Genomic DNA, 16,814 nt, shown 5'->3' with positions numbered 1-16,814 from the left:
TGACCTAATCGTTCCATAACGCCAGGAGCAGCAGGTGGGAGCCTTGCTTCCTCTTTCTCGGGTTTCTCGGGTTCCGCGGGAGTCCGTCTCGCGGACCACGCTGCCCGGAACCGTGGGGGCACCCGCCGCGGCGCGCGCGTTCGTCCGCACGACGCTCACCGGACCAGGCCCGGCGGCGGCCCTGGGGCCGCGCCCCCTCGGTGACCGGCTGATCGAGGACGCCGTGCTCCTGGTGAGCGAGCTGGTCACCAACGCGGTGCTGCACGCGGGCACCGAGATCGAGGTCATCTGCCGGCTACAGGCCGCGCACCCGGGCGTCGTCGTCGAGGTGACGGACCTCCACCCCGCCAGCGCGGTGTACGGCGGCCAGGACACCGGGCGCCGCGGCCGCGGTCTCCAGCTGATGGGCGCGCTCGCCGAGTCCTGGGGCGTGACCTACCACCGCACCAGCAAGGCGGTGTGGTTCCGGCTGGACGCCGAGCGGGAGGGGACGGCGGCCGCCGCCGTCCCGGCCGACGCGGTGGGCGGCGAGGTGCGCTTCGCCAAGGCCCTCGCCCCGGCCGCGCCGACGCGTCACCCCGACCGCGCCACCGGGTGGGTCGACCGCGGCGGGCCCTCGTTCCTCGCGGAGGCCAGCGAACTCCTCGCCGGACAGCTCGACGAGCACATGGTCGCCGCCCTCGCCGGACAGCTGCTCGTACCCCGGCTCGCCGACTGGTGCGCGGTGTGGCTGAGCACCGAGGGCGAGCGGCTGCGGCTCTCCCGCGTCTGGCACAGCGACGAGCGCCGGAACGATGCGCTCCGGCTGGCGCTGGAGAGCCATCCGCCGCCGACCGGGCTCGACCCCTCGGGCACCCCCTGGCCCTGGCCCGAGCCCGCGGACGGCCGCGGCGCGGGCGGGGCCGCCCTGGCGTTCCCGCTGCTGGCCCAGAGCGGCGACCACGGGGTGCTGCTGCTGGGCCGGGCGGGCGTCCCCCAGCTGACCGAGGGCGTGGCGCGGCTGTCGGGCGATGTGGCGCGGCGGGTCGCCCAGGCCGTGGCCACCGCCCGGCGGTACACCCGGCAGGCGACCATCAGCCGGGCGCTCCAGCGCCGGCAGCTGCCCGTCTCCCTCGCCCACATCCCGGGCGTCGACACGGCGATCGTCTACGAGCCGCACGGCGAGGGCCAGACCGTCGGCGGCGACTTCTACGACCTGTTCCCGATGGGCAGCCGCCGCTGGTGCTTCCTGCTCGGCGACGTATGCGGCAGCGACCCGGAGGCGATGTCGGTGACCGGCCTGGCCCGCCATCTGGTCCGGCTGCTGGCCCGCGAGGGCCACGGCGTCGAGTCGGTGCTCGGCCGGCTGAACCAGGCGCTGGTGGAGGAGGGCGCGGAGGCCGTGGCGGTCGGCGGCGAGCAGGCCCGGCCGCGCTTCCTGAGCCTGCTGTACGGGGAGCTGGAGCCCGACCCGGCCACCGGCGCCGCCCACTGCACCCTGGCCAGCGCCGGGCACCCGCTGCCGCTGCGGCTGGCCGCCGACGGCACGGTGGCCCCCACGGGCAGCCACCAGATGCTGCTGGGCATCGACGAGGGCGCCGAGTTCCGCGCCGACACCTTCGACCTGGCGCTCGGCGAGACGCTGCTGTGCGTCACCGACGGGGTGACCGAGCGGCGCAGCGGCAACCGGCAGCTGGACGACGACGACGGCCTCGCCGACATCCTGCGGGGGTGCATGGGCCTGGGCGCCAAGGCGGTGGCGGAACGAGTCCGGCGCGCCACCCATGACTTCGGCCCCGAGCCGATCGACGACGACCTCGCGGTGCTCGTGCTCGAAGCGGTGCCGGTGCCGCCGGGAACGGTTCAGGTGGCGCTGCTATAGGCAGCGCCGGGTGCAGTCGGTGCCTGCGGTGCGGGCAGTGCCCGCGTGGGCCGTGCCGGTACGGCGCCCAGGGCCCTTTGCGCCGACCTTCGCGCTACTCGCCCAGGCCCGCCAGGTCGCGCAGCCGCCGGGCCTGCGCGGCGCGCTCGGCGGCGCGCTGCTCCTCGTACGTCCGCTCCCCCGCCCCGCGCAGCAGCGCCTTGGTCTCGATCACGGCGTCGCGGGGCGCGGCCAGCAGCGCCGCCGCCAGGTCCCGGACCGCCGCGTCCAGTTCCGCGGCGGGCACGACCAGGTTGGCCAGGCCGGTGCGCTCGGCCTCCTCGGCGTGGACGAAGCGCCCGGTCAGACAGATCTCCAGCGCTCGGGCGTAGCCCACGAGGGAGACCAGCGGATGGGTGCCGGTGAGGTCGGGGACCAGCCCGAGGCTGGTCTCGCGCATCGCGAACTGTGCGTCGTCCGCACAGACCCGCAGGTCACAGCCGAGGGCCAGCTGGAAGCCCGCGCCGATGGCATGGCCCTGGACGGCGGCGACGGAGATGATGTCGTGCCGCCGCCACCAGGTGAACGCCTCCTGATACCCGGCGATGACGGCGTCCAGCTCCATGTCGGAGCGGCGGGCCAGCTCGGGGAAGGACGGCTCGCCGTCGAACCCCTCGGGCGTGAACGCCTGCCGGTCGAGCCCTGCGGAGAAGGACTTGCCCTCGGCGCGCAGCACCACCACCCGCACGCTGCCCGGCAGCGCCCGTCCGGCCTCGGCCAGGGCCCGCCAGGTCGCGGGCGACTGGGCGTTCCGCTTGTCGGGGTTGGTCAGGGTCACCGTGGCGATCGCGTCATCAGCGGTGAGGCGAACGCCGTCCTTGTCCAGTAGGGTCACAGAAGCCTCCGGTGGGTGCGGTCACACGACTAAGTGACTGCACAGTAACCACCCGGCCAACGGTCCGATCAACCGGGTGGCACCGCTCACACCCACCGGTACGACATATCTGGGGTGTCAGGCCGACGTTGCGGCCTTCTTGCCCCGTGTCGCTCCACCGCGACCACGCAGGGCCACGCCGGACTCACTGAGCATCCGGTGGACGAATCCGTAGGAGCGGCCAGTCTCTTCGGCCAGCGCCCGGATGCTCGCACCGGAGTCGTACTTTTTCTTCAGGTCTGCCGCGAGCTTTTCGCGCGCGGCGCCGGTCACCCGGCTGCCCTTCTTCAGAGTCTCGGCCACCCGTGCCTCCTCATGGGAAGTGCGCTCTGGACTCTCATGATCACCCCTAGGCGGCTTCCTGGCCACCCATTCGGCAAGGTCTGTGGAGGAAGGCTTCCCCGAATTGATGGGGTGATCGCGCCCGGAATCGAAGATTCCGCAGGCAGGCGCGCCCAGAAACGGTCCACATGATGGACGAACCGGCAGGTCAGCCCATGGGTGGGCGTGACCGCGCCACCGCACGCCGGCGCACGGCACGCTTCATGCGCCGGTCGGTGACGACGCGCCGCGGTACCAGCCGTTCTCACTCAGATGAAGGATCACGCCTAGGCCGAATGATCTATGGCGAATGATCTACGGGAGGCGAACCGGAGCCGGATCAGGCGAGCGCGACGAGGTCCGCGTAGTCCTCGCCCCACAGGTCCTCGACGCCGTCCGGCAGCAGAATGATCCGCTCCGGCTGCAGTGCGTCGACGGCGCCCTCGTCGTGCGTCACCAGCACCACCGCGCCCGTGAAGGTGCGCAGCGCGCCGAGGATCTCCTCGCGGCTGGCCGGGTCGAGGTTGTTGGTGGGCTCGTCGAGCAGCAGGACGTTGGCCGAGGAGACCACGAGCGTGGCCAGCGCGAGCCGGGTCTTCTCGCCGCCGGACAGCACGGCCGCCGGCTTGTCGACGTCGTCACCGGAGAAGAGGAAGGACCCCAGCGTCTTGCGGATGTCCACGAGGTCGAGGTCGGGGGCGGCCGAGCGCATGTTCTCCAGGACCGTGCGGTCCGGGTCGAGCGTCTCGTGCTCCTGCGCGTAGTAACCGAGCTTCAGACCGTGACCGGGGGTGACCTGCCCGGTGTCCGGCTTCTCGACCCCGGCCAGCAGCCGCAGCAGGGTCGTCTTGCCCGCGCCGTTGAGCCCCAGGATGACCACCCGCGAGCCCCGGTCGACCGCCAGGTCGACGTCGGTGAAGATCTCCAGCGAGCCGTACGACTTGGACAGGCCCTCGGCCGCCAGGGGCGTCTTGCCGCACGGGGCGGGGTCCGGGAAGCGGAGCTTGGCGACCTTGTCGGCCTGCCGCACCGCGTCGAGGCCGGACAGCAGCTTCTCGGCACGGCGGGCCATGTTCTGCGCGGCCACCGTCTTGGTGGCCTTGGCGCGCATCTTGTCCGCCTGGGAGTTGAGCGCCGCGGCCTTCTTCTCCGCGTTGGCCCGCTCCCGCTTGCGGCGCTTCTCGTCGGCCTCGCGCTGGGCCTGGTAGAGCTTCCAGCCCATGTTGTAGACGTCGATGACCGAGCGGTTGGCGTCCAGGTAGAAGACCTTGTTGACGACCGTCTCGACCAGGTCCACATCGTGGGAGATGACGATGAAGCCGCCGCGGTAGGTCTTCAGGTAGTCCCGCAGCCAGATGATGGAGTCGGCGTCGAGGTGGTTGGTCGGCTCGTCCAGGAGCAGGACGTCGGAGTCCGAGAAGAGGATGCGGGCCAGCTCGACCCGGCGGCGCTGACCGCCGGAGAGCGTATGCAGGGGCTGGCCGAGCACCCGGTCGGGCAGCCCGAGGCTGGCGGCGATGGTCGCGGCCTCCGCCTCGGCGGCGTAACCGCCCTTGGTGAGGAACTCGGTCTCCAGCCGCTCGTACTTCTTCATCGCGCGCTCGCGGGTGGCGCCCTTGCCGTTCGCCATCCGGTCCTCGTTCTCGCGCATCTTGCGGAGCACCGAGTCCAGCTCGCGGGCGGAGAGGATGCGGTCGCGCGCGAGCACGTCGAGGTCGCCGGTGCGCGGGTCCTGGGGCAGATAGCCGACCTGGCCGGAGCGGGCGATGGTGCCGGCGGCCGGGATGCCCTCACCGGCCAAACACTTGGTGAGGGTGGTCTTGCCCGCGCCGTTACGGCCGACGAGGCCGATGCGGTCGCCCTTGGCGACGCGGAAGGAGGCGGACTCGATGAGGACACGGGCGCCGGCGCGCAACTCGATGCCGGAGGCGGTGATCACGGGAATTACTCCAGGGCAGGGTGGACGGCTGGACGGACGGGCGGAAAGAGGCCGACGCCGTCTAATGCGCGAGGAGAATTGCCATGCGATTAGTTTAGCGGGGCCCGCAAGAGCTTTTTCCCGGCCCGGGCGGGCCTCCCGTGCACGGCCAGGGCCCGGCCCTGGTCAGGCGCCGCCCGTGTGCACCTGGAAGGCCGCGCGGCGCACCGCCTTGGCGAGGGCCGGATCGGGGTGGGCGGCGGCCAGCGCGACGAGGACGTGCACGGTGCGGGGGTGGCCCACGGCCCGTACCTCCTCGAGCAGCGCCGGGACCGTGCCCTGCACGGCGGATTCCAGGTGGCGCACGAGCATCGGGCTCTCGCCGTGGTCGGAGATGGCCGCGGCCGTGTCCACCCACAGCCAGGTGGCCTCCTCGCGGGTGAGCACGTCCAGCGCGTCCTCCGGGTCGGCCCCCTCGTGCTCGGCCAGCCACAGCAGCGCGTACGGGCGCAGCGCGGACTCGTCGACCACGGCCCGCACGGTGGGCTCGGCGGGCGCCCCGACGACGCGCAGCGCCTCGAAGGCGAGCCCGCGCAGCAGCGCGTCGTCGCCGCGGGCCGCCTCGATGAGCTCGGTGACGGCGCTGCCGACGGGGCGGGCGGCGAGCCAGGCCCGGTACTCGGCGCGGGCCGGGCCGGGGGTCAGGCCCGCGCAGCCGCGCAGCATGTCCGCGGCGGGCTGCTCGATGTTCCCGGCGGGGCTCTGGGCGGCGACGCAGATCTGCTCCAGCTTGACCCACACCGCCCAGTTGCCGAGCGCGCTGAGCACGGCCTCGCGTTGCTCAGCTTGTTCTGCTTGCACCGCTTGCGCTGCTTCCACCGCTTCCACCGCTTGCTCCGCGCCGGGGTGGGCGGCCTCCCTCGGCCCCTCCCCCGCCTCCGGGGAGCCGTCCGCCCGGGACCCGTCCAGCACCACGAGCGCGCCCACGGAGGCGAGCGCGTCCAGGGCCCAGTCGAGCAGCGCCTCCAGGGAGTCCGCGGCGCCCGGCGCCCCGGCGGGGGCGGTGTCGTCGGGACCGGGGGCGGCCGCGGGGCCGTACGGCACCTCGCACCGCTCGGTGCGCAGCTCGGCGACGCGCTGCTGGAGCATGTCCAGGAGCGCCGCGACCTGCACCGGACCGGCCGACAGCTGGAGCAGGGACAGCAGCTGCGGCAGCGCCTCGACGACCTCGGCGACGGCGGTGGGCTCGGCCGTGGCCGGGGCCGGGCGGGCCAGGGACCAGGCGTCGAGCAGCGCGACCCAGCCGCGCAGCACCGCGCTGTCGTCACGGTCCCAGGCGCGCAGCCGCCAGCCGGGGCGGGCGATGCCGCCGTGCAGCTCGATCAGGCCGACCAGGCGGGCCCGGTCCCAGTCGGCCCGGATCTGTTCAGGGGGGACGCCCAGAGCGGCGGCGGCCTCGGCGACGGCCTCGGTGGGGAGCACGCCCGGGACGCTGTGCCCGCTCGCGGCCCACCGGGCGATCTGTACGGCCCCGGCAAGTCCCGACCTGGCCTGCCGGGCGAGCTCCGAGGGGGGCGGAGTGCCCTCGGGCGGGCGGGGCGTCGGTCGGGAGCCGCGGTTCGGCACAACCCGGCGGGCTGTGGCCATCGGCCGCTGGCGGACGAGTCGGAGCCGGGAGTCGCGCGGAGTACGGGACGTCACGGGAGCAGTCTCGCCCGTGACGGCCCGAAAGCCCAATCGGCACCCGTACGGCGGTTGCCCGCGCCGGTCACAGAGGTCGCCGACGGCGCTTCCGGTTCCCTCTCGGCACCGGCCGCGAGCATTACATCAGCGGCATCAGAAAGCGGCCCAGCATGTCTTCGTACCCTTCGGGGCCGGCGTTCCACATCGCGGCGTGCGGGGCGTGGCGGACCGGGTGAAGGGTGACCAGTTCCGAGTGGCGCTCGGCGAGTTCGCGCGAGGCGCCCCACGGGGCCACGGTGTCGTCCGGGCCGTGCATGATCAGCGTCGGCACCTTCAGCCCGTCCAGGTCGGCCGTCTCAGCCGCCATGAGTCGGCCCCCGTGCAGTCCGGCCCGCCCCTCGGCGGCCCGTATCGCGAGCGGCAGCAGCGCGGAGGGGATGCGCCGGGCCGAGGCGAGCGCCCGCAGGGTGGCCTGCCAGTCGAGCACCGGGGAGTCCAGGACGAGCCCGCTGACCCGGTCCCGCAGCGCGGAGGCCGCGGCGGCGCGCAGGGCCATGGTGGCGCCGGTGGACCAGCCGTACAGGATGACGCGCTCCGCGCCGTAGTGCACCGCGTAGCGGATGGCGGCGTCCAGGTCGTGCCACTCGGTCTCGCCGAGGTGTCCGATGCCGTCCTCGGGGCGGGGGGCGCCCGGGTCGCCGCGGTAGGCGATGCCGAGCAGCGGGAACCGCCGCTCGTGCAGGAACGGCATGAGCACCATGGGGTGCTCGCGGGTGGTGCCGAGGCCGTGCACGGTGATCACCCAGGCGGAGCGGTCGCCGGGTATGAACCAGGCGGGCAGCACGCCCAGTTCGCCGGGCACATCGACATCGGCGTGGTCGATCCCGAGCGCGTCCCGCGGACTGCCGGTGTGCACCTGGGGGGTGAAGCGGACGCGGGTGCCGGGGGCCAGGGTGCCGTAGGTGACCCGTTCCAGGCGGCGGACCACGCAGTCCGCGGGGTGCGGGGCGTCCTCGATGACGGGGCCGACGACGGCGTGGCAGGCGGCGCCGGCGAGGCCGTAGGTGCCGGGGCGCAGCGAGGCGAGGCTGCGGGTGAGGGTGATCCGGCCGGCCTCGGTGGCGTGCACGGTGAGCCGCGGGTCGTGCGGCAGCGGCCGGCCGGGGCCCGGCTTCAGGGCAGCGTCGCTGGCGTACCGCCCGGCCGCCACCGCGGCCGCGCCGACACTGAGCATCGTGGTGGCGGCCACAACCGCCTTCGTCCGCAGGCGCATCCCTCTCAGTGTGAGCGGGGAGGCCGCCGCAAGCCAGCGGGCGTGCCCGGCCGGGTGATCGACCCGCCGGTCCGGGGGCGGTGCGCCGGGCCCGGGGCCCGGCCGGGCCCGGGGCTCAGCGGGGCTGGCCGTAGCCGCTGAGCTTGCCCGCGGCGCGCCGCAGCTCGTCGGGCGACAGCAGGGCCGGGGTGTACCCGGGGACGGCGGCCGCGGTGAGCCAGACCCGGCACATCCACTCCAGCTGGGCCGTCCGGTCGTACGCCTGGTCGAGCGTGGCGCCGTGGACGACCGTGCCGTGGTTGCGCAGCAGACAGCCGGTGCGGTCGCGCAGCGCGTCGAGCATCTTGTGGGCCAACTCGTCGGTGCCGTACAGGGCGTAGCCCGCGACGCGCACCGGGCCGCCGAGGGCGCAGGTCATGTAGTGGATCGCGGGGACCTCGTCGACCAGGGTGGAGACCGCCGTGGCGTGCACGGCGTGGGTGTGGACGACGGCCGCGGCGTCGGTGCCGCGGTAGATCGCGAGGTGCATGGGCAGCTCGCTGGTGGGGGCCAGTTCGCCGATCACCTGGCGCCCGTCCAGGTCGACGCCGACCGCGTCACCCGGGCCGAGCCGGTCGTACGGGACGCCGCTCGGGGTCACCAGCACGATGTCGCCGACCCTGGCCGAGACATTGCCCGAGGTGCCGACGACCAGGCCGTCGGCGACCGTCCTGCGGGCCGTCTCCACCACCCGTTCCCAGGCCTCCCGCAGCTCCGGCCGCTCCCCGACCCTCAGCGGTCGCGCGGTCTCCGGTTCCGGTTCCGGCTCCGTCACGGTCCCTCACCTCCGGGCGCCGATCATGGCAGAGAGGGGCACGGGGAGGTAGGGCGGGAGGTGCGCGGGGCTTCGGCGCTCCACTCCCTCAGCCGCGTCACCCCCGAGCCCACCCCAGTTCACCTTCCGTTCACCCCATGTCCTTACGGTCGTGAGGCACGCGTTGGTTGTCGAACCGATGGCCCGGGTGTGCGACTCCTCCCCTCTCAAAAGAGGGGGCCTGGCACTTGCATTGCACCACAGAATGTAGCGACCTGGTGGCGCTCCGTGCCGCCAAGTTCGGGGATCGCATTCCCCCACGAAGGAGTTCGATGGAACACATCACGCTTCTCATTGGGATCGTGATCATCACGGCCTTGGTGTTCGACTTCACGAACGGCTTCCACGACACGGCCAATGCCATGGCCACCACCATCTCCACGGGAGCTCTCGGTCCCCGGACGGCCGTGGCGATGTCGGCGGTCCTCAATCTCGTCGGCGCGTTCCTCTCCGTGGAGGTCGCCAAGACGATCTCCGGAGGGATCATCGACGAGGGCTCCGGAGTCCGCCCCGAAGTGATCTTCGCGGGTCTGGTCGGCGCGATCCTCTGGAACCTGCTGACCTGGCTGGCCGGACTGCCCTCCAGCTCCTCGCACGCCCTCTTCGGCGGCCTCATCGGCGCGACCCTGGTCTCCGTCGGCATGGACGGGGTCAACAGCGACAAGATCATCATGAAGGTCCTGATCCCGGCCGTGGCCGCGCCGCTCGTGGCCGGAATCGCCGCCCTGGTCGCGACCCGGCTCACCTACCGGCTGGCCCGCGGCCGCGACCCCCAGGACACCGCGAAGGGCTACCGCGCCGGGCAGATCGCCTCGGCCGCGCTGGTCTCCCTCGCCCACGGCACCAACGACGCCCAGAAGACCATGGGTGTGATCACCCTGGCACTGATCACCGGCGGCGCGGTCGCGCCCGACTCCGACCCGCCGCTGTGGGTCATCGTCTCCGCGGGGCTGGCCATCGCCCTCGGTACGTACCTGGGCGGCTGGCGCATCATCCGCACCATGGGCAAGGGCATCACCGACATCCAGCCGCCGCAGGGCTTCGCCGCCCAGACCGGCGCCGCGACCGTCATCCTCGCCTCGTCCCACATCGGCTTCGCGCTCTCCACCACCCAGGTCTGCTCCGGTTCCGTGATGGGCGCGGGGATCGGCCGCAAGGGCGGCGTGGTGCGCTGGTCCACCGCGGGCCGCATGGTCCTCGCCTGGGTGCTCACCCTGCCCGCCGCGGGCCTCGTCGCGGGCGGCGCGGCACTCCTGGCGGACCAGGGCGACTGGGGCGTCACGGCGGTCGCCGTGCTCGCGGTCGCCGCCTGCGCCGGGATCTGGGCGGCCTCGCGCCGCAAGCCCGTCGACCACACCAACGTCAACGATGTCAACGAGGCCGCGACGGCGCCGGCCGAGCCGGTGGGCGTCGTCACGGCCGCCCTCCAGTCCGTGGCCCCGCCGCCCGCCGGGCCGGTGGCCCCCGCCGTTGCCGCTTCCGCCTCCTCCTCCGCCTCCTCCGCCACCCCGGCAGGCGCATCCGCGGCCACCGGCAGCACCAGCTAAGGAAGTAACGCGATGAGCATCGACTGGGCGGCTCTCGGCCAGGTCTTCGGCATCAGCCTCGCGGTGACCGTCGGCTTCGTGGGCGTCTTCACCCTCGGCATCCTCGGCACCTCCCGCAAGCCGCGGCAGGCGGAGGCAGGCCCGACCGCCGCCGCCACCCCCTCCGGCACCTCGGCCCCGGCGGGCGCGGCCTTCAACCCCGCGCGCGCCGGCGCGTACGCCTGCTTCGCACTGTGCGCGGCGGCCGTGGTGTACGGCATCAATCTGATCGTGGCCTGACCCGCTCGACCCACCCACGGCCGCCGGGCCGGAACGCGCCGACCAGCGCGGACCGCCCGGCGGCCGTGGCATGTGCTCCTCGGCACACTCACGCAGGGTGGGGCATTCGCGAGTTGACGGCCATTCGCGGCCCATGGTGGACTTCCGGAGCCAAACGGCGGCAGGAGAGGAAGCCGGTGAGAATCCGGCGCGGTCCCGCCACTGTCACCGGGGAGCGCTCTCCCATCACCTGTACGAGTCACGGCCGTCCACACGGAGGCTGGAAGACCGGGAGAAGCGCGGATCCGGGAGCCAGGAGACTCTCACCGCCGGTCACGTCGAACCAGGGCGCGGACCCTGAGTGAGGACATACCGCCATGCCCGGCACCGCCATGCCGCCGCCGCCCCACCCGCGGCCCCTTCGCCACATCCCGACGCGCCGAGGCAAGACGGCGGACTGACGATGCGTGCCGATCACGCCTCGTACGCGTGCGGCGCCGCCCTCGGCTTTCTCGGCGACCTCGCCCTCGGCGATCCGCGCCGCGGCCACCCCGTGGCCGCGTTCGGGCGCGCCGCCCTGGCCGTCGAGCGGCTGCTGTGGCGCGACCACCGCGGATCCGGGGCTCTTTACACCGCGCTGTGCGCGGGCGGCGTGGCCGCGGGCGCTGTTCTGTCGGTGCGCGCCGTACGGGCCCTGCGAGGCCCCGCGTTGGGATGCCCCGCGTTGGGAAGCCTCGCCTCGGGCAGTACTGCCTCGGAAAGCCCCGCCCTGGGGCGCCCTTCCCCCGCCGCGCAGACCCTGCTGACCGCCGCCGCCACCTGGGCCGTGCTCGGCGGGACGACGCTGGGCCGGGAGGCGCGCGCCGTCGGCGGCGCGCTGGCCGCCGGGGACCTCGACGCCGCCAGGCGGCGGCTGCCGCACCTGTGCGGGCGCGACCCGCAGGCGCTGGACGGGCCTCAGATCGCGCGCGCGGTCGTCGAGTCGGTCGCCGAGAACACCTCGGACGCCGTCGTGGGCGCACTGGTGTGGGGGGCCGTCGGCGGGGTGCCGGGCCTGGTCGGCTTCCGGGCCGTCAACACCCTGGACGCGATGGTGGGTCACAAGTCGCCGCGCTACCGGCGGTTCGGATGGGCCTCGGCCCGGCTGGACGACCTGGCCGGCTGGCCCGGCGCGCGGCTCACCGCGGCGCTGGCCGTCCTGGCCGGGCCCGATCCGCGCGGCGCGTCGCGCGCCTGGCGGCGCGACGGCCACCGCCATCCGAGCCCCAACGCGGGCCCTGTGGAGGCCGCGTTCGCGGGCGCGCTCGGCGTACGGCTGGGCGGCACCCTCGCGTACGGCGGCCGCGTCGAGCACCGGCCGGTGCTCAACCCCGGCGGGCGGCCGGTCGAGGCCGCCGACATCGAGCGCGCGGTACGGCTGTCGCGGCGCGTCGGCGCCCTGGCGCTCGGCGCGTCCGTCACGGCCCGGCTGGCTGTGGGGGCGCTGCGGGCGGCTCGTACGGTCGCGCCCCCGGTCGCGCGGCCCGGCGCCGCGCCCGTACGCGCCGCGCGTGCCTCACATGGCGCGCGGGCCCGTTGGGCACGGTCCATGCGGACACTCGGCGCGGGCTGGTCGGGCGGCCCGGCGACGGCGCGGCCCGTGGCCGCTGGGAGGGACTACGGATGAGCGGAATACACGGCGGGGGCGCGGGTGCGAAGGGCGGGCCGGGCGGCGGGCTGCTCGTCGCGGGTACGACCTCGGACGCGGGCAAGAGCGTCGTCACGGCCGGGATCTGCCGCTGGCTCAGCCGCAAGGGCGTCAGCGTCGCGCCCTTCAAGGCGCAGAACATGTCGCTCAACTCCTTCGTGACCCGCGACGGGGCGGAGATCGGCCGCGCCCAGGCCATGCAGGCCGCCGCCGCGCGCGTCGAGCCGAGCGCGCTGATGAACCCCGTCCTGCTCAAGCCCGGCAGCGACCGCAGCAGCCAAGTGGTGCTGCTGGGCAAGCCGGTGGGCGAGCTGAGTGCGCGTGGGTATTTCGGGGGGTCTGGAGGGGCGTCCCCCGGGGAAAAGCTGCCCGGCGGGCGGCGGGAGGCGCTGCTCGGGACCGTCACCGAGTGCCTGGCCGAGCTGCGGCGCACCCATGACGCGGTGATCTGCGAGGGCGCGGGCAGCCCCGCCGAGATCAATCTGCGCCGAACCGACATCGTCAACCTGGGTCTCGCCCGGGCCGCCCGGCTGCCGGTCGTCGTGGTCGGGGACATCGACCGCGGCGGCGTCTTCGCGTCGTTCTTCGGCACGACCGCGCTGCTCTCCGAGGCCGACCAGCGGCTTGTCGCGGGCTATCTGGTGAACAAGTTCCGCGGCGATGTGACCCTGCTGGAGCCAGGCCTTCAGATGCTGCACGGCCTGACGGGCCGCCCGACCATGGGCGTGCTGCCGTACGCGCACGGGCTCGGCATCGACGAGGAGGACGGGCTGCGGGTGTCGCTGCGCGGGGCGGTGCGCGAGAGCGTCGTCGCGCCGCCGCACGGCGCGGACATCCTGCGGGTCGCGGTCGCCGCCGTGCCGCTCATGTCGAACTTCACGGACGTGGACGCACTGGCCGCCGAACCCGGCGTGGTCGTTCGGTTCGTGGACCGGCCGGAGGAGCTGGCCGACGCCGATCTGGTGGTGCTGCCGGGCACCCGCGGCACCGTACGGGCGCTGGAGTGGCTGCGGCGGCGCGGTCTGGCCGCGGCGATCGCGCGGCGGGCGGCGGAGGGCCGGCCGGTGCTGGGCATCTGCGGCGGCTTCCAGATGCTCGGCGAGCGCATCGAGGACGAGGTCGAGTCGCGGGCCGGGACGGTGGAGGGGCTCGGGCTGCTGCCGGTTCGGGTGCGGTTCGCGGTGCACAAGACCCTCGCGCGGCCGGTCGGCGAGGCGCTCGGCGAGCGGGTGGAGGGCTACGAGATCCACCACGGGGTCGCCGAGCTGCTGGACGGCGCGGACGAACCCTTCCTGGACGGCTGCCGGGTGGGCTCGGTGTGGGGCACGCACTGGCACGGCTCGCTGGAGAGCGACGGCTTCCGGCGCGCCTTCCTGCGGCGGGTCGCGGACGCGGCGGGCCGGGCGTTCGTCCCGGCGCCGGACACCAGTTTCGGGGAGCTGCGCGAGGAGCAGCTGGACCGGCTGGGCGACCTGATCGAAGAACACGCGGACACGGACGCGCTGCTGCGGCTGATCGAGAACGGCGTGCCGGAGGGGCTGCCGTTCGTCCCGCCGGGGGCGCCGCCCCGGCCTCCCGGGCCCTCGCTGCCCTCTCCTGCGGCGTCTCCGGAGGAGTCGTCTCAGGAGGAGTCGTCTCAGGAGGAGTCGTTCCCTCCGCCCCGCCCAGAAGACCACCACCGCGCCCACACCGCAGGAGGTACCCCCGCATGACCGCCACCCCCTACCCGTTCACCGCGCTCGTCGGGATGGCCGACCTGCGGCTGGGCCTCCTGCTCAACGCCGTGTCGCCGGCCGTCGGCGGGGTGCTGGTACGCGGCGAGAAGGGCACCGCGAAGTCGACGGCCGTACGGGCGCTGGCCGCCCTGCTGCCCGGCATCGACGTGGTGGCCGGCTGCCGGTTCTCCTGCGACCCCACCGCGCCCGACCCGGGCTGCCCGGACGGCCCGCACGAGCCGGACACCGGCACCGTACGGCCCGCCCGGATGGTCGAGCTGCCGGTCGGCGCCTCCGAGGACCGGCTGGTCGGGGCGCTGGACATCGAGCGGGCGCTGTCGGACGGGGTGAAGGCGTTCGAGCCGGGTCTGCTGGCCGACGCACACCGCGGCGTGCTGTACGTCGACGAGGTCAACCTGCTGCACGACCACCTGATCGACCTGCTGCTCGACGCGGCCGCCATGGGCGCCTCCTATGTGGAGCGCGAGGGCGTGTCCGTACGGCACGCGGCGCGCTTTCTGCTGGTGGGCACCATGAACCCCGAAGAGGGCGAGCTGCGGCCGCAGTTGCTGGACCGCTTCGGCCTGACGGTGGAGGTCGCGGCGTCGCGGGACACCGACGAGCGGGTCGAGGTGGTGCGGCGGCGGCTGGCGTACGACGAGGACCCGGCCGGGTTCGCCGCGCGCTGGGCGGACGAGGAGGGCGCGCTGCGGGAGCGCGTGGCGGCGGCGCGTGCCCTGCTGCCGCGGGTGCGGCTGGGCGATGGCGCGCTGCGGCAGATCGCGGCGGTGTGCGCGGCGTTCGAGGTGGACGGGATGCGCGCGGACATCGTGACGGCGCGTACGGCGACGGCGCTGGCGGCGTGGGCGGGGCGTACGGAGGTGACCACCGAGGACGTGCGGCAGGCCGCGCTGCTGTCGCTGCCGCACCGGCGCCGGCGGGCTCCGTTCGACGCGCCGGGGCTGGACGAGGACAAGCTCGACGAAGTGCTGCGCGAGTCCGGGGGCGGGGACGACGACCCGGAGCCGGACCCGGGGCCCGACGGGCGGGACGGGCAGGACGGGCAGGACGGACCGGAAGGCCCTGACGGGCCGGGGGGTCCTGACGGGCCGGGGGGCGGACAGCCGCCGCGGGGCGTGCCGGAGCAGGCGCCGCCGTCGGCCGGATCGTCCGTACCGGAGCAGCGCACGAGCCCCGACGGTTCCGACAGTTCCGACGGTTCCGACGCCCCGAGCCGGGTCCCCGATGCCGCCGACGGGGGCCCGGGCGGGGCCGCGGCGGGCGGGCCCGGCGGCGAACGGGCGGCCGTGGGCGCCGCCGAGCCGTTCCGGACCCGGCGGCTGGACGTACCGGGGCTCGGCGAAGGGGCGGCGGGGCGGCGGTCGCGCGCCCGCACGGCCCACGGCCGCACCACCGGCGCCCGCCGCCCCCGCGGAACCCTGTCCAAGCTGCACCTGTCGGCGACCGTACGGGCCGCCGCACCGCACCAGCGCTCGCGCGGCCGGCAGGGCCCCGGGCTCGTGGTGCGCCGTGACGACCTGCGTGAGGCGGTGCGCGAGGGCCGCGAGGGCAACCTCGTGCTGTTCGTGGTGGACGCGTCGGGGTCGATGGCCGCGCGGAAGCGCATGAGCGCCGTCAAGGGCGCCGTACTGTCACTGCTGCTGGACGCCTACCAGCGGCGGGACAAGGTCGGCCTGATCACCTTCCGGGGCGCCGAGGCGGCCCTGGCGCTGCCGCCCACCTCGTCGGTGGACGCGGGCGCCGCCCGGCTGGCGAAGCTGCCCACCGGCGGGCGCACCCCGCTGGCCACCGGGCTGCTGAAGGCCCGCGAAGTGCTGCGGATCGAGCGGCTGCGGGACCCGTCGCGCCGTCCGCTGCTGGTCGTGGTGACGGACGGACGGGCCACGGGCGGCCCGGAGCCGGTGGCCCGCGCCGGGCGCGCGGCCCGGCTGCTGGCGGCCGACGGGGTCGCCTCGGTCGTGGTGGACTGCGAGGCGGGGCCCGTACGGCTGGGCCTGGCGGGCGCGCTGGCCCACGAGCTTCGGGGGACACCGGTGACGCTCGACGAACTGCGCGCGGACAGCGTGACCGCGCTGGTGCGCGACGCGCGCACGGCAAACCCCGCACGGACCGTACGAAAGACACGGAGGGCCGCCTGATGCCGCAAGGACAACCGACCGTCGTACCCGAAGACGGGCTGACCACCCGGCAGCGCCGCAACCGGCCGCTGGTGCTCGTGCACACGGGCGTCGGCAAGGGCAAGTCGACTGCCGCGTTCGGGCTGGCGCTGCGGGCGTGGAACCAAAGCTGGCCGGTCGGTGTATTCCAATTTGTAAAGTCCGCGAAGTGGCGGGTCGGCGAGGAGCGGGCGCTGCGCGTCCTCGGCGAGTCGGGAGAAGGGGGGACCGTCGCATGGCACAAGATGGGCGAGGGCTGGTCGTGGCTCCAGCGCTCCCAGCAGGACGCCATCTCCAGCGAGGAGGCGGCGCGCGAGGGGTGGGAGCAGGTCAAGCGGGACCTCGCGGCGGAGACATATCGGCTGTATGTGCTGGACGAGTTCGCGTACCCCATGCACTGGGGCTGGGTGGACACCGACGAGGTGGTGTCGGTGCTGCGCGACCGGCCCGGGACCCAGCACGTGGTCATCACGGGGCGTAACGCGCCTCAGAAGCTGCTGGACTTCGCGGATCTGGTCACCGATATGTCCAAGGTCAAGCACCCGATGGACGCCGGTCAGAAGGGGCAGCGGGGTATCGAGTGGTGAGTGTTCGGTGGTGAGTGTTCA

The 16,814-nt window shown here is 74.4% G+C and carries 13 protein-coding genes and 1 riboswitch; of the genes, 7 read left to right on the top strand and 6 right to left on the bottom strand.

Annotated elements, in window-relative coordinates:
* The first annotated feature begins 34 nt into the window (after positions 1–34).
* A complete protein-coding gene (locus ACWY4P_RS41590) occupies positions 35–1,861 on the top strand; it encodes a SpoIIE family protein phosphatase (protein WP_456205955.1) in 1,827 nt (608 codons plus the stop codon).
* A gap of 94 nt (positions 1,862–1,955) precedes the next feature.
* Here the strand turns inward: ACWY4P_RS41590 and ACWY4P_RS41585 are convergent, their stop codons facing one another.
* The 6 genes from ACWY4P_RS41585 to ACWY4P_RS41560 all read right to left on the bottom strand — a co-directional run bounded on the left by ACWY4P_RS41585 (position 1,956) and on the right by ACWY4P_RS41560 (position 8,744).
* Complete coding sequence (locus ACWY4P_RS41585; protein ID WP_456205953.1) at positions 1,956–2,735, bottom strand: enoyl-CoA hydratase/isomerase family protein; 780 nt, start codon at positions 2,733–2,735, stop codon at positions 1,956–1,958.
* 117 nt (positions 2,736–2,852) lie between these two features.
* Positions 2,853–3,077 carry a helix-turn-helix domain-containing protein gene (locus ACWY4P_RS41580; RefSeq protein WP_319697462.1) on the bottom strand — a complete coding sequence of 75 codons (225 nt, stop codon included), beginning with the start codon at positions 3,075–3,077 and terminating at the stop codon, positions 2,853–2,855.
* A 358-nt stretch (positions 3,078–3,435) separates the two neighbouring features.
* On the bottom strand, positions 3,436–5,034 hold the full coding sequence (locus ACWY4P_RS41575) for an ABC-F family ATP-binding cassette domain-containing protein (RefSeq protein ID WP_456205950.1): 1,599 nt from the start codon (positions 5,032–5,034) through the stop codon (positions 3,436–3,438).
* A 165-nt stretch (positions 5,035–5,199) separates the two neighbouring features.
* Positions 5,200–6,660 carry a hypothetical protein gene (locus ACWY4P_RS41570; RefSeq protein ID WP_456213231.1) on the bottom strand — a complete coding sequence of 487 codons (1,461 nt, stop codon included), beginning with the start codon at positions 6,658–6,660 and terminating at the stop codon, positions 5,200–5,202.
* Between the two features lie 175 nt (positions 6,661–6,835).
* Positions 6,836–7,969: an alpha/beta hydrolase gene (locus tag ACWY4P_RS41565; RefSeq protein ID WP_456205949.1), complete on the bottom strand. Its 1,134-nt coding sequence runs from the start codon at positions 7,967–7,969 to the stop codon at positions 6,836–6,838.
* A gap of 115 nt (positions 7,970–8,084) precedes the next feature.
* Positions 8,085–8,744, bottom strand: coding sequence for a class II aldolase/adducin family protein (locus ACWY4P_RS41560; protein ID WP_456213230.1), 660 nt, complete (start codon positions 8,742–8,744; stop codon positions 8,085–8,087).
* Between the two features lie 350 nt (positions 8,745–9,094).
* Between ACWY4P_RS41560 and ACWY4P_RS41555 the strand changes: the two genes are divergently transcribed.
* The 6 genes from ACWY4P_RS41555 (at position 9,095) to cobO (ending at position 16,793) form a co-directional block, all read left to right on the top strand.
* On the top strand, positions 9,095–10,369 hold the full coding sequence (locus ACWY4P_RS41555; protein ID WP_456205947.1) for an anion permease: 1,275 nt from the start codon (positions 9,095–9,097) through the stop codon (positions 10,367–10,369).
* A 12-nt stretch (positions 10,370–10,381) separates the two neighbouring features.
* The gene (locus ACWY4P_RS41550; protein ID WP_456205946.1) at positions 10,382–10,648 is read left to right on the top strand and encodes a hypothetical protein; all 267 of its coding nucleotides are present in this window, start codon (positions 10,382–10,384) and stop codon (positions 10,646–10,648) included.
* A gap of 120 nt (positions 10,649–10,768) precedes the next feature.
* A riboswitch (cobalamin riboswitch) is annotated at positions 10,769–10,969 on the top strand.
* Positions 10,970–11,090: 121 nt separating this feature from the next.
* Positions 11,091–12,293, top strand: a complete 1,203-nt coding sequence (locus tag ACWY4P_RS41545; RefSeq protein WP_456205944.1) for a cobalamin biosynthesis protein — start codon at positions 11,091–11,093, stop codon at positions 12,291–12,293.
* The gene (locus tag ACWY4P_RS41540) at positions 12,290–14,026 is read left to right on the top strand and encodes a cobyric acid synthase (protein ID WP_456205943.1); all 1,737 of its coding nucleotides are present in this window, start codon (positions 12,290–12,292) and stop codon (positions 14,024–14,026) included. Before ACWY4P_RS41545 ends, ACWY4P_RS41540 begins: the two co-directional genes overlap by 4 nt.
* Positions 14,023–16,188 (top strand): putative cobaltochelatase, encoded by a 2,166-nt coding sequence (locus ACWY4P_RS41535; RefSeq protein ID WP_456205941.1) that lies wholly within the window; start codon positions 14,023–14,025, stop codon positions 16,186–16,188. Before ACWY4P_RS41540 ends, ACWY4P_RS41535 begins: the two co-directional genes overlap by 4 nt.
* Positions 16,188–16,793: a cob(I)yrinic acid a,c-diamide adenosyltransferase gene (cobO, locus tag ACWY4P_RS41530; protein ID WP_358703506.1), complete on the top strand. Its 606-nt coding sequence runs from the start codon at positions 16,188–16,190 to the stop codon at positions 16,791–16,793. The genes ACWY4P_RS41535 and cobO overlap by 1 nt, the downstream gene beginning before the upstream one ends.
* Positions 16,794–16,814: the final 21 nt, after the last annotated feature.

The organism is Streptomyces sp. LZ34, from assembly GCF_053890475.1.
This window is presented reverse-complemented; position numbering and strand designations above follow the sequence as displayed.